This window comes from Streptococcus agalactiae ATCC 13813 (assembly GCF_000186445.1).
Lineage (GTDB): Bacteria > Bacillota > Bacilli > Lactobacillales > Streptococcaceae > Streptococcus > Streptococcus agalactiae.
On sequence record NZ_GL636070.1, the window covers coordinates 368747 to 384729 of the forward strand.

At 35.3% G+C, this 15983-nt stretch carries 14 protein-coding genes and 1 tRNA gene; 10 read left to right on the forward strand and 5 right to left on the reverse strand.

Features of this window, described 5'->3' with window-relative positions:
- The 6 genes from HMPREF9171_RS111185 to HMPREF9171_RS111160 form a co-directional block, all read left to right on the forward strand.
- The coding region (locus HMPREF9171_RS111185) for a glycoside hydrolase family 88 protein (protein ID WP_000630137.1) at positions 1 to 1177 on the forward strand (1177 nt) is incomplete at its 5' end.
- Positions 1178 to 1231: 54 nt separating this feature from the next.
- A complete protein-coding gene (locus HMPREF9171_RS111180) occupies positions 1232 to 1726 on the forward strand; it encodes a PTS sugar transporter subunit IIB (RefSeq protein WP_000718802.1) in 495 nt (164 codons plus the stop codon).
- A gap of 35 nt (positions 1727 to 1761) precedes the next feature.
- Entirely contained in the window at positions 1762 to 2628 is an 867-nt protein-coding gene (locus tag HMPREF9171_RS111175; RefSeq protein ID WP_000355267.1) for a PTS mannose/fructose/sorbose/N-acetylgalactosamine transporter subunit IIC, read from the forward strand.
- A complete protein-coding gene (locus HMPREF9171_RS111170; RefSeq protein ID WP_000147945.1) occupies positions 2615 to 3430 on the forward strand; it encodes a PTS system mannose/fructose/sorbose family transporter subunit IID in 816 nt (271 codons plus the stop codon). Before HMPREF9171_RS111175 ends, HMPREF9171_RS111170 begins: the two co-directional genes overlap by 14 nt.
- Before the next feature lie 79 nt (positions 3431 to 3509).
- Entirely contained in the window at positions 3510 to 5414 is a 1905-nt protein-coding gene (locus tag HMPREF9171_RS111165; protein WP_000654962.1) for a heparinase II/III domain-containing protein, read from the forward strand.
- A gap of 79 nt (positions 5415 to 5493) precedes the next feature.
- Positions 5494 to 6495 carry a LacI family DNA-binding transcriptional regulator gene (locus HMPREF9171_RS111160; protein ID WP_000038817.1) on the forward strand — a complete coding sequence of 334 codons (1002 nt, stop codon included), beginning with the start codon at positions 5494 to 5496 and terminating at the stop codon, positions 6493 to 6495.
- 70 nt (positions 6496 to 6565) lie between these two features.
- Here the strand turns inward: HMPREF9171_RS111160 and def are convergent, their stop codons facing one another.
- Together def and HMPREF9171_RS111150 are read right to left on the reverse strand one after the other, a co-directional pair.
- Positions 6566 to 7180 carry a peptide deformylase gene (gene def, locus HMPREF9171_RS111155; protein ID WP_001272873.1) on the reverse strand — a complete coding sequence of 205 codons (615 nt, stop codon included), beginning with the start codon at positions 7178 to 7180 and terminating at the stop codon, positions 6566 to 6568.
- Positions 7181 to 7245: 65 nt separating this feature from the next.
- The gene (locus tag HMPREF9171_RS111150; RefSeq protein WP_000350693.1) at positions 7246 to 7890 is read right to left on the reverse strand and encodes a cyclic nucleotide-binding domain-containing protein; all 645 of its coding nucleotides are present in this window, start codon (positions 7888 to 7890) and stop codon (positions 7246 to 7248) included.
- 111 nt (positions 7891 to 8001) lie between these two features.
- Between HMPREF9171_RS111150 and HMPREF9171_RS111145 the strand changes: the two genes are divergently transcribed.
- The gene (locus HMPREF9171_RS111145) at positions 8002 to 9165 is read left to right on the forward strand and encodes an MFS transporter (protein WP_000689133.1); all 1164 of its coding nucleotides are present in this window, start codon (positions 8002 to 8004) and stop codon (positions 9163 to 9165) included.
- 45 nt (positions 9166 to 9210) lie between these two features.
- On the opposite strand, the gene HMPREF9171_RS111140 is transcribed toward HMPREF9171_RS111145, so the two are convergent.
- The gene (locus HMPREF9171_RS111140; RefSeq protein ID WP_000566092.1) at positions 9211 to 10194 is read right to left on the reverse strand and encodes a Gfo/Idh/MocA family protein; all 984 of its coding nucleotides are present in this window, start codon (positions 10192 to 10194) and stop codon (positions 9211 to 9213) included.
- Positions 10195 to 10341: 147 nt separating this feature from the next.
- Between HMPREF9171_RS111140 and HMPREF9171_RS111135 the strand changes: the two genes are divergently transcribed.
- Positions 10342 to 12237 carry a M13 family metallopeptidase gene (locus tag HMPREF9171_RS111135; RefSeq protein WP_000599040.1) on the forward strand — a complete coding sequence of 632 codons (1896 nt, stop codon included), beginning with the start codon at positions 10342 to 10344 and terminating at the stop codon, positions 12235 to 12237.
- 49 nt (positions 12238 to 12286) lie between these two features.
- Here the strand turns inward: HMPREF9171_RS111135 and HMPREF9171_RS111130 are convergent, their stop codons facing one another.
- Positions 12287 to 13240, reverse strand: coding sequence for a S66 family peptidase (locus HMPREF9171_RS111130; protein ID WP_000737083.1), 954 nt, complete (start codon positions 13238 to 13240; stop codon positions 12287 to 12289).
- Between the two features lie 166 nt (positions 13241 to 13406).
- Here HMPREF9171_RS111130 and HMPREF9171_RS111125 point away from each other — a divergent pair, with 166 nt between their 5' ends.
- Positions 13407 to 13643, forward strand: a complete 237-nt coding sequence (locus HMPREF9171_RS111125) for a hypothetical protein (RefSeq protein WP_000077415.1) — start codon at positions 13407 to 13409, stop codon at positions 13641 to 13643.
- A gap of 1 nt (position 13644) precedes the next feature.
- Positions 13645 to 15714: a cation:proton antiporter gene (locus HMPREF9171_RS111120; RefSeq protein ID WP_000393092.1), complete on the forward strand. Its 2070-nt coding sequence runs from the start codon at positions 13645 to 13647 to the stop codon at positions 15712 to 15714.
- A gap of 71 nt (positions 15715 to 15785) precedes the next feature.
- Here HMPREF9171_RS111120 and HMPREF9171_RS111115 read toward each other — a convergent pair.
- Positions 15786 to 15856, reverse strand: a tRNA-Cys gene (locus HMPREF9171_RS111115).
- Positions 15857 to 15983 lie beyond the last annotated feature (127 nt).

The following is a 15983-nucleotide window of genomic DNA, read 5'->3' on the forward strand; positions in this document are numbered from 1 at the left end:
CAAGGTTGAGTCAATTGAAAATCCAAAGCGTTTTTTAGACAGTAGATTATTAACTAAGATTGAAGTTGAGGAAGCCATTGAAAAAGCCTTGAAGCAACTTTATATTAATATTGATTACTTTGGTGAAGAGTATCCAACGCCTGCAACATTCAATAATATTTATAAAGTTATGGATAACACAGAATGGACAAATGGTTTTTGGACAGGGTGCTTGTGGTTAGCTTATGAGTATAATCGGGATAAAAAGTTAAAAAACATAGCCCATAAAAATGTATTGTCATTTCTAAATCGTATTAATAATCGTATAGCATTAGATCACCACGACTTAGGATTTCTTTACACACCATCTTGTACAGCAGAATATCGTATCAATGGTGATGCTAAAGCTTTAGAAGCCACTATAAAAGCTGCAGATAAATTGATGGAGCGCTATCAAGAAAAAGGTGGATTTATTCAGGCTTGGGGAGAACTCGGGTATAAGGAACACTATCGCTTAATTATCGATTGCTTACTTAATATCCAACTCTTATTTTTTGCTTATGAACAGACAGGTGATGAAAAGTATAGACAAGTTGCGGTGAATCACTTCTACGCTTCAGCTAACAATGTGGTGCGTGATGATTCTTCTGCTTTTCATACTTTTTATTTCGACCCAGAAACTGGAGAACCGTTAAAAGGTGTCACACGACAGGGCTATAGTGATGAGTCATCTTGGGCAAGAGGGCAAGCATGGGGCATCTACGGTATTCCGCTTAGTTACCGGAAAATGAAAGATTATCAGCAGATTATCCTTTTTAAAGGTATGACAAACTATTTTCTAAATCGTTTACCTGAAGACAAGGTATCCTATTGGGACCTTATTTTTACGGATGGCTCGGGTCAGCCTAGAGATACATCCGCAACAGCAACAGCTGTGTGTGGGATTCATGAGATGCTTAAACATTTACCAGAAGTAGATCCTGATAAAGAGACATACAAATATGCTATGCATACAATGCTTCGTAGTCTGATTGAACAGTATAGTAATAGTGAATTTATAGCAGGACGTCCTCTTCTATTGCACGGTGTGTATTCGTGGCATTCAGGTAAAGGAGTAGATGAAGGTAATATTTGGGGAGATTATTATTACTTAGAAGCCTTAATAAGATTCTATAAAGACTGGGAACTTTATTGGTAAGAGTATTTTACTAACAAAATAAACAATAAATAATAGAAAACAAGGAGGTCAGAAATGGCAGCAGGACCAAATATTGTAATGACACGTGTTGATGAGCGTCTTATTCATGGACAAGGACAACTTTGGGTGAAATTTTTAAGTTGTAATACTGTTATTGTGGCAAATGATGATGTCTCCAAAGATCATCTTCAACAAACGTTAATGAAGACGGTGGTGCCAGAATCAATTGCATTGCGATTTTTTGATATTCAAAAAGTTATTGATATTATTCACAAGGCCAACCCAGCACAGACGATTTTTATAATTGTTAAAGATTTGAAAGATGTCTATAGACTTGTAGCAGGAGGCGTCCCAATTAAAGAGATTAATATTGGAAATATTCATAATGGAGAAGGTAAAGAGCAGGTAAGTCGCTCTATCTTCTTAGGGATGAAGGATAAAGAGATAATTAGAAAATTAAACCAAGAATATCACATTGCATTTAATACTAAAACAACTCCAACAGGTAACGATGGTGCTGTGGAAGTTAATATTTTAGATTATATTTAGTTGGACAAACTTACTATCATATAAAGGAGAAAAATATGGATATTAGTATTCTTCAGGCTGTCTTAATTGGACTGTGGACGGCTTTCTGTTTTAGCGGCATGTTACTTGGCCTCTATACAAATCGTTGTATCGTTCTCTCTCTAGGCGTTGGTGTTATTTTAGGAGATATTCAAACAGCTTTGGCAGTTGGAGCAATATCTGAACTGGCTTACATGGGATTTGGTGTGGGAGCGGGAGGGACAGTTCCTCCAAACCCAATCGGTCCTGGGATTTTTGGAACTTTGATGGCTATTACAACAGCTGGAACTAAAGGAAAAATCACACCGGAAGCTGCTCTTGCATTATCAACCCCAATTGCAGTTGGTATTCAATTTCTTCAAACAGCAACTTATACTGCTTTTGCAGGTGCGCCTGAAACAGCTAAAAAAGCTTTGCAAGCAGGTAATTTCCGAGGATTTAAAATTGCAGCAAATGGTACAATTTGGGCATTCGCTGGATTGGGATTTGGTTTAGGAGTACTGGGTGCTCTTTCAACGCAAACTTTGACAGATTTATTTGCTCTCATTCCCCCTGTTTTGCTTAATGGTCTAACCTTAGCTGGGAAAATGCTTCCTGCAATTGGTTTTGCGATGATTCTCTCTGTAATGGCTAAAAAAGAACTCATTCCTTATATCCTACTTGGATATGTTCTAGCTGTTTATTTTGGTTTGCCAGTTCTAACTCCAACAGCAAATGGAGACGGAGTTTTAACATCAGTGGCTACTAACAGTGTGCTTGGGGTTCCAACTATCGGGGTAGCTATAATTGCAACAATATTTGCTTTGCTTGATATTTTCAGAAAACCAGCTGCACCTACTAAAGAAACTAAGACAGAAGGAGACAACCAAGATGACTGGATCTAAAAAATTAGCAAAAAGTGATTACACTAAAACAGCTTTACGTGCCTTTTATTTACAAAATGGCTTTAATTACAGTAACTATCAAGGTCTTGGTTATGCTAATGTCATATATCCAGCTCTCAAAAAATATTATGGAGATGACAAAAAAGCTTTAGCGGGAGCTCTAGAAGAAAATGTGGAGTTTTACAATACAAACCCTCATTTCTTACCTTTTGTAACTAGTTTACATTTAGCAATGCTTGATAATGAGCGGCCAGAAGAAGAAATTCGCGGTATTAAGATGGCGCTTATGGGTCCTCTTGCAGGTATCGGTGATTCTTTATCACAATTTTGCTTAGCACCCTTGTTCTCAACGATTGCAGCCTCTTTAGCGACAGATGGTTTGGTGATGGGACCGATTCTTTTCTTTGTGGCTATGAATACTATTTTAACGGGAATTAAATTAGTTACTGGCATGTATGGTTATCGTCTTGGGACCAGTTTTATTGATAAATTGAGTGAACAAATGTCAGTTATCTCACGGGCAGCTAATATCGTTGGTGTAACGGTCATCTCAAGTTTAGCTGCAACACAAGTTAAGCTCACAATCCCTTACACTTTTGCTCCAGAAAAAGTAACTAGTACAACGCAAAAGATTGTTACTGTCCAAGGTATGCTTGATAAAATTGCACCAGCTCTACTTCCAGCACTCTACACTTTCCTTATGTTTTACCTTATTAAAAATAAAAAATGGACAACTTATAAGTTAGTTATCCTTACAGTTATTATTGGTATCCTTGGTAGCTGGTTAGGTATTTTAGCTTAATAAAATTTTGATAAATAAGGATTATGACATATCAATGACATAGTCCTTTTTATATCGGACGAGGACGTTTTGTAAAAAAATGAAAGATCGCTTATATAATAAATTCAAGGATTTTGATAGGGAATTTTGTCAAAAGTATATTAAAACATACCAATCTAATGCCTATCAAGAAATGAAAACCTCTGTTAATTTGATGATGAGGAACACTTTTGTATTTAATGATAATTGGGATATGGAACCTTGTTCTAAAGCATATTGTCTTGATCCTTTGGAGTGGGATAATCCAGTAACAGATGATCCAGAATGGTTGTATATGCTAAATCGTCAAACTTATCTTTTTAAATTCCTGGTGGTCTACATTGTTGAAGGCGATAAGTCTTATCTTAGACAAATGAAATATTTTATGTACCATTGGATTGATTGTCAATTTACACTAAAGCCAGAAGGGGCGGTAAGTCGTACTATTGATACTGGGATACGTTGCATGTCATGGCTCAAAGTTTTGATTTTTTTAGATTATTTTGGATTAATAACAGAAACTAAAAAAATTAAACTATTAACTAGTTTACGGGAGCAGATAACTTATATGAGGGACTATTATCGTGAAAAAGATAGTCTAAGTAACTGGGGAATTTTACAAACAACAGCAATATTGGCGTGTCTATACTATTATGAAGATGAATTAAATCTACCTGAAATTCAGAGTTTTGCTGAAGAAGAATTATTACTTCAAATCAAGCTTCAAATTTTAGATGATGGGAGCCAGTATGAACAATCAATTATGTATCATGCAGAAGTCTTGAAGTCCTTAATGGAACTAGTTATCCTTGCGCCTAAATATTATCTACCATTAGAAGAAACTATTGAAAAAATGGTTACCTATCTAATTGCTATGACTGGTCCGGATTATTGTCAACTAGCTATAGGGGACAGTGATGTGACTGATACTCGTGATATTCTAACTTTGGCAACACTTGTGTTGAAATCTTCTAAAACAAAATCATTTTCTTTTGATAATGTTAATTTAGAAACTTTACTTTTGTTTGGGAAGCCATCAATTTATCTTTTTGAAGAAATACCGCGTGCGACAATAGGAGAGTCTGCTTATCTTTTTCCAGATTCTGGTCATGTGTGTTTACGTGATGATAGGCGTTATATATTTTTTAAGAACGGTCCATTTGGTAGCGCTCATACTCATAGTGATAATAATAGTGTTTGCCTCTATGATAAAAAGAAACCTATTTTCATTGATGCAGGAAGATATACTTACAAAGAAGAACAACTAAGGTATGATTTTAAACGTTCGACTAGTCATTCAACATGTACCCTTGATGGGAAACCCTTAGAAATGATCAAGGACTCTTGGACATACAATTCCTATCCAAAATGTGACTATTGTCAGTTGACTTCAAAGGATAGGTACCATTTAGTCGAAGGACAACTACATGTCCAAAGAGCTTCTGATATCTATTACCATAAGCGATGGTTGTTAACTTTACCGCAGGCCATTACCTTAGTTATTGATAAGGTGAGTTGTCCAGGAGAGCATGTTTTAACAAATCAATATATTTTAGATGATCAGGTCATTTATGAAAATGGGTTTGTTAATGACTTGAAATTAGTAAGTCCTACGACCTTTAATCTAGAAGATTGCCTTATTTCTAAGCGGTATAATCAATTGACAGAAAGTCATAAATTAGTTAAGAAAATAAAATTTGTTGATGAGGTGATGGATTATACCTTGATAGTTGATCGGAACTGTCAGGTGAAATGTGTTCCTTTAGTGCAAACGAACAGTCGTAAGGAACTAAGTAATAGCATTGCATTTGATATTAGGTCTCAAGACTTTCATTATTTAATTGGAGTGCATATGGATGATATTATCTTTGGGGATAAACTCTATTTGATGCAAGGGATAAAATGCAAAGGAAAAGTCATTGTATATGATAAAAATAATGGCAAAATGAGTCGTTTAAAAAATTAACAGGGCTATTATTATGCTATACTAGTACTATATTAACCATAAAAAAATAAAATCAGTAAAATTAGAAAGGAGGTTTGTTATGTCTAAAAAAATGACCATTAATGACATCGCTCAATTATCAAAAACTTCCAAAACAACGGTTTCTTTTTTCTTGAATCAAAAATTTGAAAAAATGTCGGATGAGACGAGGCAGCGTATTCAAGAGGTGATTGATGAAACAGGTTATAGACCAAGTACGATAGCAAGAAGTCTAAATTCTAAAAAAACAAAACTACTAGGTGTCTTAATTGGAGATATAACAAACACATTTTCAAATCAAATTGTAAAAGGAATTGAGCACATCACCAAACAAAAAGGCTATCAAATTATTGTGGGTAATAGTAATTATGATGCCAAAAGTGAAGAAGATTATATTGAAAATATGTTAAATTTAGGTGTTGATGGTTTCATTATTCAGCCTACATCAAATTTTCGAAAGTATTCTCGTATTTTAAAAGAAAAAAAGAAACCAATGGTATTTTTTGATAGTCAACTTTATGAACATAAGACGAGTTGGGTTAAGGCTAATAACTATGATGCTGTTTATGATATGACACAGGAGTGTCTAAATCGAGGGTATAAAAAGTTTATTATGATTACTGCTGATACGAGCTTGCTTAGTACACGTATTGAGAGAGCTTCGGGATTCATGGATGCTTTAAAGGACAATGGTTTCGGTTATGACACTTTGGTGATTGAAGATGATGATCATTCAAAAAGTGATATAGAAGACTTTCTAAAAGCGGTAGTTCCAGATAAGGAGGAGACATTAGTATTTGCACCAAATTGTTGGGCTTTACCAATGGTTTTTACTGCCATGAAAAATCTCAATTTTGATATGCCACGAGTTGGTTTAGTTGGGTTTGACAATATTGAATGGACAGACTTTTCATCTCCTAAAGTGTCAACAATTGTCCAGCCGGCTTATGAAGAAGGTGAACAAGTAGCACAGATTTTGATTAATCGTATTGAAGGAGATGACTCCGTCGATAACCAACAGATTGTAGATTGCCAGATGTTTTGGAAAGAGTCGACTTTTTAAAAAAGATTTCTTATTTTATTTGCTATTAAAAAATAAAACCTAGAGAAAATTATCTCTAGGTTATTTGTCCTTATTCTAAAATAAGTAAGCCTTCTTTGACAGCGAAAGGATTTTTCTCATTGATACGGTCGTAAAACATAATACCATCAATGTGGTCAATTTCATGTTGAACAACAATAGAGTTGTAACCTTTTAATTTGAGTCGATGTTTTTCACCAGTTTTGTCGAAATATTCAATAGTTACACGCGCGTGGCGGACGACATAGCCAGGTACTTCACGATCTACTGATAGGCATCCCTCCCCGTCAGATAAAGCAGCATCTTGAACAGAATGTGATACAACTTTAGGGTTGTACATTACTTCTTGGAGGCTATAAGCTTCTTTAGGTGGATTTCCTTGAGCATCCTCAACGTTTGGAACAAGGACGGCAATGATGCGTTTTGAGATGTCTAATTGTGGTGCGGCTAAACCAACACCACCACGTAAGCCTAGCTTCTCAGCCATAATTGGATCTTGAGAGTGTTTTAAAAATTGCATCATTTTTTCTCCGAGAATTTCTTCTTTCTCAGAAAGTGGGAATGTGACTTCTTCAGCCACTTTGCGAAGGGTTGGATTGCCTTCGCGGATAATGTCATTCATGTCAATTAAATGACCAGCTTTTACTAATTTATCAATAGCAGACATATTTTCTCCTAACTGTATTCTCTGATTTAGTTTAGCATAAAATAATTAAATGATAAAGCTACGCTTCATGGCTGAATATTTAATGATTCTAGTGCGAAACGATTTTTGATAAAGTATTTTGGTTTTTCTTTTTGGATAAGGCCTTCTTTGACCATATCATGGATAACTCTTAATAAATGACGATAACTGACGCCAAACGAATCAGCTAAACTACTTAGTTCAAGGTTAAAGCAACCTTGTTCTTCAATTGCTAAAATATGACTTGCAAGTAACTCTTTGACGGTATACCCTAAATTAGTAGACGCTTTGATGTTTTGATCATGAAAAGCCTGAGCTAGCTCTTGACTAAGTTTTAGGAGGAAAGTTGCGTCTGTTAACAGTTTCTCTTTCCGTCCTTTAAGTGATAATTGAATGACTGTAATATCCTCTAAGGCAATAACAGATGATACAATTTGTCTATTAGTCAAAAGTTCAATATCACCAATCAGTGTTGGTTTTGTTTTAATATCTAAAATATGTTCTTTGCCGTTAAAGAGTCGACGTACAATTTTAAAACGTCCCTTGACGATGTAGTGCAAGTATTCTAATTGTTCTCCCTGTTTACAGACGGGTTGGCCAGCAGTTAGGGTGATTACTTGTAAATCCTTGAAATAATGTTTTGGAAAGATAGTCTCCAAACAGTAGTCTTGGCAGTAGTTTTCTATATCCATGTATTGACTCCCTATTTGAGATAGTTTTAGGACATATGTCATATATTTCTAGTTTAATATTGATTATACTTTATTTATCTAAAAAAAGACATCAGAAAGAGGTATTGTCACTTGAAAATCTTTATGGAGAAGCTAAGTTTACTCTCTTTATCACTTATCTTGCTATCAACTTTTTCGACATCACCAGCCCTACCACAAATGATATCTTATTATAGAGATAAGGGCTTACCATCACCCCAAGTTGAATTATTGTTTTCAATTCCTTCGATGGCTATTATCTTCATCTTGCTTATCACACCTTGGTTAAGTAAAAAACTTTCTGAGAAACATATGATTATCTTTGGGCTATTGCTAACAGCATTAGGGGGAGGATTGCCGGTTGTCAGTCAGAACTACCTTTTAGTATTTGTATCGCGTCTTTTATTGGGGAGTGGTATTGGTTTTATTAATGCTAGGGCCATTAGTGTGATTAGTGAATATTATCAAGACAAAGAAAGAAGACAACTCTTAGGATTAAGGGGGTCTTTTGAAGTTTTAGGAAATGCTGGTTTGACAGCTTTAGTTGGGCTATTGTTGACTTTTGGTTGGTCCAAATCATTTATGATTTATTTTTTAGCTTTACCAATCTTAGTTCTATATCTTGTTTTTGCGCCTAAGAAAGTGGTGAAAGGTACAAATGACAAGATTAAAACTAAAGGTCAAAAAGTCCCTAAAGCTGATTTGACTTATATTGTCGCCTTAGCTATTTTAGCAGGATTTGTCATAACTATAAATACTGGGATTAATCTTAGGATACCTCTGCTAGTAGTAGAATTTGGTTTGGGTACGCCAGCTCAAGCTAGTCTTGTTCTTAGTGCGATGATGCTTATGGGAATAATAGCAGGTATGAGTTTTGGTCAGTTGATAGCTATGTTTCATAAACAATTAATTCCAATCTGCCTCGTCTTATTTTCTTTAACATTGCTTGGAGTTGGATTGCCTTCTAATCTAATGGTACTAACAATTAGTGCGATGGCATCAGGTTTCCTTTACAGCCTGATGGTCACTGCTGTGTTTAGCCTAGTAGCAGACCGTGTTGAATATTCGTTGGTTGGTTCTGCAACGACATTAGTTTTAGTATTTTGTAATATTGGTGGAGCTAGTGCGGCTATTCTTCTGTCTTGTTTTGATCATTTACTAGGACAAATAAATGCAGTTTTCTATGTTTATGCTATTTTGAGTTTAGCAGTTGGTATGATTTATTTCTTTAAACGCCTATTTTTTAAGAAAATGTAATGTATATTAACTAAAAAGGGCTTGACAATCATTGTCAAGCTCTCTTCATTTTTCTTCTTCTGGGTAGGTAAATCCCCATTCTTGACGTAGCTGTGTCATGATATCCATAACGTCTTTGGTATAGTTTAAGTACATGTGGTTAGTTTTTCCTGAAACGGCTTCTTCCATATCAGCTACCTCATATTGGAGAGCATTTTCAGTTTTGCCAGCTTCGATAATATCTTGATGCCCATCCTCAGTATAAGTAATAACTGCCTTTTGTCCTCGCGGATATTCAAAAAGTTCAATGTAGCCTTTATCGTAAGCGATAGTTGCTCGTTTAGGTTGTTTTGCATGTAAACTAAGGCTGACAGTCGCCATCTCATTTGCTGGATTGGTTAGTAGGATACCAACTTGTTCATCAACCCCTGTTGGTGCAAATGTAACTTGAGAGGTAATGTTGTGAGGTGCTTCTGACATAAACCAGCGAATACAAGAAAGTGCATAAACACCAATGTCCAGCAAAGCACCTCCTGCTAGGTCACGACTGAAAAAACGGTTAGTCATATCATATTCTTTATAACTTCCGAAATTCATTTGAATCATTTTTAACGGTCCTAATTTTCCACTATCAACTAATGTTTTTAATTGGCGGTAAATTGGCATATGAAAAATAGTCATGGCTTCAGCTAAGACAACATGGTTAGTTTCGGCTAAATCTATGGCTTCTTTAAGTTCAGTACTATTTAAAGTAATAGATTTTTCGCAAAGAACGTGCTTACCATTTGCTAAAGCCTTTCGTAAAAATGAGATGTGAGTATTGTGGGGAGTAGAGATATAAATGATATCCACTTCAGGGTCTTCAAATACTTGATCTATGTGATCATAAACTTTTTGGATACCATATTTGTTAGCAAATTCAAGTCCTTTGTCGTAAGTTCTATTAGCTACAGAATATAATTTTTGTCCACGTGCTTCCAGTGCTTGGGCTAATTCGTTGGCAATAACGCCGGTTCCAAGCGTTGCCCAATTATAATATTTGTCAATCATAACAACCTCCTTGTTGGTTTATAGTATAGCAAAAATAACAAAATGATATTTAGAGAAAGCACCAATATGAGAGTATTTTTAATAGTCAAACTCTGAATTTTCTGTTAGACTGTAAGAGATTACATATGAGATATTAAGGAGAAAATAATGATAAAATATCAAGATGATTTTTACCAAGCGGTTAATGGGGAGTGGGCTAAGACAGCTGTTATTCCTGATGACAAACCAAGGACAGGTGGTTTTTCTGATCTTGCTGATGACATTGAAGCATTAATGCTGTCAACGACAGATAAGTGGCTGGCTGATGAAAATAAACCAAGTGATACGATTTTAAATCATTTTATTGCTTTTCATAAAATGACAGCTGATTATCAAAAACGTGAAGAGGTAGGAGTATCACCAGTATTACCATTAATTGAAGAATATAAAGGCCTACAATCTTTCTCTGAGTTTGCATCAAAAGTTGCAGAATATGAACTAGAAGGTAAACCAAATGAATTTCCATTTGGTGTGGCTCCTGACTTTATGAATGCTCAATTGAATGTACTTTGGGCTGAAGCGCCTGGGATTATTTTACCAGATACAACTTATTATAGTGAAGATAATGAAAAAGGAAAGGAACTCCTTGCTCTTTGGCGTAAAAGTCAAGAAGACCTACTACCTTTGTTTGGCCTTTCAGAACAGGAAATTAAAGATATCTTGGATAAGGTTTTAGCATTGGATGCAAAATTGGCACAATATGTCTTATCTCGCGAAGAGAGTTCGGAATATGTTAAACTTTACCATCCTTATAACTGGGAAGATTTCACAAAATTAGCACCTGAACTTCCATTAGATGCGATTTTCCAAAAGATATTAGGACAAAAACCAGATAAAATTATTGTTCCTGAAGAACGTTTCTGGACAGAATTTGCATCTGACTATTACTCAGAATCTAATTGGGAATTATTAAAGGCAGATCTTATTTTATCAGCTGCGAATGCCTATAATGCTTACTTAACTGATGATATTCGTATCAAATCGGGAGTTTACAGTCGAGCTTTATCAGGCACACCACAAGCAATGGATAAGAAAAAAGCAGCTTACTACCTTGCTTCAGGACCTTACAATCAAGCTCTAGGTTTATGGTATGCAGGGGAAAAATTCTCTCCAGAAGCTAAAGCTGATGTTGAGCATAAGATTGCAACGATGATTGATGTCTATAAGTCACGCTTAGAAAAGGCGGATTGGCTTGCACAGTCAACGCGAGAAAAAGCTATTGTGAAACTTAATGTTATCACGCCACACATTGGATACCCTGAGAAACTACCAGAGACTTATACTAAAAAAATCATTGATCCTAAACTATCGCTTGTCGAAAATGCTACTAATTTAGACAAAATTTCAATAGCCTATGGTTGGAGTAAATGGAATAAACCAGTTGATAGAAGTGAATGGCATATGCCTGCCCACATGGTCAATGCGTATTATGATCCACAACAAAACCAAATTGTCTTCCCAGCAGCCATTTTACAAGCACCATTTTATGCTTTAGAGCAAAGTTCATCAGCAAATTATGGGGGAATTGGTGCAGTGATTGCACATGAAATATCACACGCTTTTGACACTAATGGAGCTTCATTTGATGAACATGGAAGTTTGAATAATTGGTGGACTGATGAAGATTTTGAAGCTTTCAAAAAACTTACAGATAAAGTAGTTGAGCAGTTTGATGGACTAGAATCTTATGGCGCAAAAGTCAATGGTAAACTAACAGTATCAGAAAATGTTGCAGATTTAGGTGGAGTTGCTTGTGCTTTAGAAGCTGCGCAGCGTGAGTCAGATTTTTCAGCGAGAGATTTCTTTATTAACTTTGCGACAATTTGGCGTATGAAGGCACGTGATGAGTATATGCAAATGTTAGCTAGTGTAGATGTTCACGCCCCAGCACAATGGCGAACTAATATTACAGTAACGAATTTTGAAGAATTCCATAAAGAGTTTGATGTTAAAGATGGTGATAACATGTGGCGTCCAGTTGAAAAACGTGTTATTATTTGGTAACTCTAAATGATAAACTCCCGTTACTCAGATGAGTAGCAGGAGTATTTTTTTATTCTTTTATAGATAGAGATAATGTAGTAGTGTCAACGCTTATCTCAGCTCCAATAGTCACTGTCAAAAGAGGCTGGGTGTGCGCAAAATCCATATCATAAATAACAGGAATTTCCTTGAAAATAGCATGTTTTGAAAGGATATATTCAAAGACTTGTGGAGTCATGCCGCATTCTTTAGGAAAGCGCCCCATAAGAATAGCTTGTGGATGAGGATAAGCTTGTAAAATTGCAGCAAGATTGCGGTCAAATTCATAAAAATTACTTTCCTCAGCCTCTTCAATCAAAAGGACATAGCGTTCAATTTTCGGTGCATAAGGAGTACCTCGAAGTAGGCCAAACGTAGAGAGATTACCTCCGATAATCGTACCGGAAGCTTTTCCGTGATTATAAATTTTCCATTCTGTTGGGAAAAATTGGCGTGGTTTGCTGGGATCATACCAGGGATCACTAGACCATTCTTCACTAGGCCAAAGTTCATAGTGGTTTTCTGTCATGGCAGTAAGCCAAGCTTGTGTTTGGTAAGGTTGACCTTCCTTCATTTTGAAAGAAGAATAAGCAGGGCCCATGTAAGTTTGGATTTTTGCTTTGGCAAAAATAGCATTAAGGAATGCCGTTGAATCTGAGTAACCACAAATTATTTTGGGATTCTTAGAGATTAAATCATAATCTAAATATGGTAAAAGCTCGTTGGAATTGAATCCGCCAATGGTTGCTAATATGGCATCAACAGAAGGGTCGGCAAATGCTTCATGCAAATCTTCTACGCGGCTAGCAATCGAAGCAGAATAGAGGATATCATTTTCTAGATAGTGCTTAGAGAATGACACTTGAAATCCCAGCTTTTCTAGTACTTCTTTGGCTAATAGGTTAGCCTCAAAACCACCCAGACGTTCAATGGAAGAAGAGGGACTAAGAACACGAATGTGGCTGCCTTTTGTTAATTTTTTCATTGGTTAACCTCCTATTTAAATTGTTGTTAGTCTACCACATATGGAGATAATGAGCAACGATATTCTTAAATTCTATCAATTTAAGAAATGCGTGTTATACTAGAGATAGCCGATGAAAGAAAAAATACTTATTATTAATAATTTGGTTATTAAATAGGAGGTTATGATGTCTCAATTCTCTTTGGAAGAACGATTGAATCGACTAAAAGATAAATACCTTTCTTCTAAAAATCAAGAATTTTCAAATGTTCACTTAAGTAAAGTAAAGAAGAAAAAGAAGAAATTAATAATACTTGAAAAAGAAAGATGTCGCTGTCGATTGGAGAGAGAAGATACTAAAAAAATCGATGATAAAATTGAGAAATTGAAGAAAGAATTGATAGATGTTATGAAGGAGGAATAATATGGAAGAAACTATTCTAATAGTCAGTTTTCTCCTGTTTTTGATTTTATCTAATGTTATCAATAGGATATTTCCTAAATTACCATTACCATTTATCCAGTTGGTCTTTGGGATTCTCTCTGGCTTAGTTTTTCATAAGTCACAAGTCCATATCGATCCTGAGTTATTTCTTGCCTTTGTTATTGCTCCTTTGAACTTTAGAGAAGGTCAAGAAAGTGATATTGGTAGTTTTATAAAGTATCGGACTATTATTCTTTACTTAATCTTACCAACGGTATTTTTAACAGCTATTGTCGTTGGTTATGTAGCAGGGCATCTTTTGCCAGTTAGTTTACCACTTGCGGCATGCTTTGCGCTTGGAGCAGCCTTAGGCCCAACAGATGCCGTTGCCTTTATATCGATTGCTAAGAGGTTTCAATTTCCTAAACGAGCAGAGAATATCCTCAAATTGGAAGGTCTTTTAAATGACGCTAGTGGTCTAGTTTCCTTCCAGTTTGCTTTAACAGCCCTTGTAACAGGTTATTTCTCCTTAGCAAAAGCTAGTCTCAAGTTAGCATTGGCCATAATGGGTGGTTTTTTAATTGGCTTGCTTTTTGCTTTTCTAATGAGGTTATGTCTCACTGTCCTAGAGAAATTTGATGCTGCTGATGTTACAGGGGCTCTACTTTTGGAATTAACCTTACCTTTTGTTGCTTATTTCGTTGCTGATTTGTTGGGATTTTCAGCTATTATTGCGGTGGTAGTGGCAGGAGTAATGCAAGCAAATCGTTTGAAAAAAGTGACTCTCTTTGATGCTCAAGTAGATCGCGTTACCTCTGTTATTTGGGAAACCTTAAATTTTATTTTAAATGGTTTAGTTTTCTTAATATTTGGAAGAGAACTGACACGTATCATTGGTCCTCTTTTAACAAGTAACGCTTATAGTAATTTTGATCTTATTAGTATTGTTGTTTTAGTTACTTGCACACTTTTTCTAGTCCGCTTTCTAGCAGTTTCTTGCTTTTATGCTTGGAGATCTTTCAAATACCATAAATCATTTAAAAAGTATTGGAGAGAGATTCAACTGTTGACTTTTTCAGGAGTTAAAGGAAGTGTTTCCATAGCAACAATACTCTTATTACCCAAGCACTCAGTCATAGGAGAGTTGGGGTATAGTTTGATTCTTTTCACTGTTGGTGCAGTAACGCTAATGAGTTTTTTAACGGGACTTTTAGTATTACCAAAGTTAGCGCCTCCCTTACAGGTGAAAGATGATTATTTAATACGTCTATCGATTTTAACAAAAGTATTATCTGTCTTAGAAGAAGATGGTAAGAGTTCTGAAAATCAAGCTTCATTTTATGCAGTTATAGATAATTATAATAGCCGTATTCGTCATCTCATTTTAGAACAAGAATCTAGTGACATTAAGAAGGACTTAGCTGAATTGCAACTGATGATGCTTAGTATAGAAAGCGATGGACTTGAAGCTGCTTATCGTTATGGCAATATTTCTATCAAAGAATATCGTATTTACCAACGTTATTTAAAATACTTAGAACGTCAAGTTAATCGTAGCTTTGTGTCAAATATCACTTATAGTTTAACGATTTTTATGCGTGTTATTCGTGGTATTGTGCATGAGTTTTTAACATTTGGACAAGGAATACGAAATCGGAAAAAACATTTCAAAAACAGGAAACGGTTGTTAGCAGAAGTCAATCGTCAGCACTTAACAGATTTGTACTTATCAAATAATGATCTCATTTTAGAAACGCTAGAAGATATGGAAGGTTATTATAATGCAACTTTGATAGATTTCTTACAAAATGAACGCATTCGAGACGCAGAATTAATTAAATCAGGTTTATTTGTAGAACGTGTCATTGCACGCATAACGCCAGATATTTTAAATGAAACCCTAAGAGGATATTACTTGGAACGCAGAACAATTTCTGAATTTGAAAGGGACGGTTTAATTAGTTCTAAAGAGTCTCAAATTTTAAGGGATAATGTCAATGAATTAGAAAGCTATTCATTAAGAGATAGTCAATCTTCTATACCTTATCAATTATTGGATTTAAAAAAATAATTCTGATAACAAAAAAATCAACGAACAATCGTTGATTTTTTGTTATCTTTGGATAAAATCTTTTATATTTAAGGCGGTAGACGGATTTGAACCGACGATCAAGCTTTTGCAGAGCCGTGCCTTACCACTTGGCTATACCGCCATAACAGATAATATTCTATCGAAAAAAAAAGATTCGTCAAGCCTCTTTCGTAAAATAGCCAATTTTAGCCCTTAAACTTCCTCATATTACCCAAAAAAAGAGATTGATACCTATTGTATCAATCTCT

Bases quoted from the DNA above. Each gene is read 5' to 3' on its own strand.
- HMPREF9171_RS111180 (WP_000718802.1), top strand. From the start codon at position 1,232: ATGGCAGCAGGACCAAATATTGTAATGACACGTGTTGATGAGCGTCTT.
- HMPREF9171_RS111175 (WP_000355267.1), top strand. From the start codon at position 1,762: ATGGATATTAGTATTCTTCAGGCTGTCTTAATTGGACTGTGGACGGCT.
- HMPREF9171_RS111170 (WP_000147945.1), top strand. From the start codon at position 2,615: ATGACTGGATCTAAAAAATTAGCAAAAAGTGATTACACTAAAACAGCT.
- HMPREF9171_RS111165 (WP_000654962.1), top strand. From the start codon at position 3,510: ATGAAAGATCGCTTATATAATAAATTCAAGGATTTTGATAGGGAATTT.
- HMPREF9171_RS111160 (WP_000038817.1), top strand. From the start codon at position 5,494: ATGTCTAAAAAAATGACCATTAATGACATCGCTCAATTATCAAAAACT.
- def (WP_001272873.1), bottom strand. From the start codon at position 7,180: ATGTCTGCTATTGATAAATTAGTAAAAGCTGGTCATTTAATTGACATG.
- HMPREF9171_RS111150 (WP_000350693.1), bottom strand. From the start codon at position 7,890: ATGGATATAGAAAACTACTGCCAAGACTACTGTTTGGAGACTATCTTT.
- HMPREF9171_RS111140 (WP_000566092.1), bottom strand. From the start codon at position 10,194: ATGATTGACAAATATTATAATTGGGCAACGCTTGGAACCGGCGTTATT.
- HMPREF9171_RS111135 (WP_000599040.1), top strand. From the start codon at position 10,342: ATGATAAAATATCAAGATGATTTTTACCAAGCGGTTAATGGGGAGTGG.
- HMPREF9171_RS111130 (WP_000737083.1), bottom strand. From the start codon at position 13,240: ATGAAAAAATTAACAAAAGGCAGCCACATTCGTGTTCTTAGTCCCTCT.
- HMPREF9171_RS111125 (WP_000077415.1), top strand. From the start codon at position 13,407: ATGTCTCAATTCTCTTTGGAAGAACGATTGAATCGACTAAAAGATAAA.
- HMPREF9171_RS111120 (WP_000393092.1), top strand. From the start codon at position 13,645: ATGGAAGAAACTATTCTAATAGTCAGTTTTCTCCTGTTTTTGATTTTA.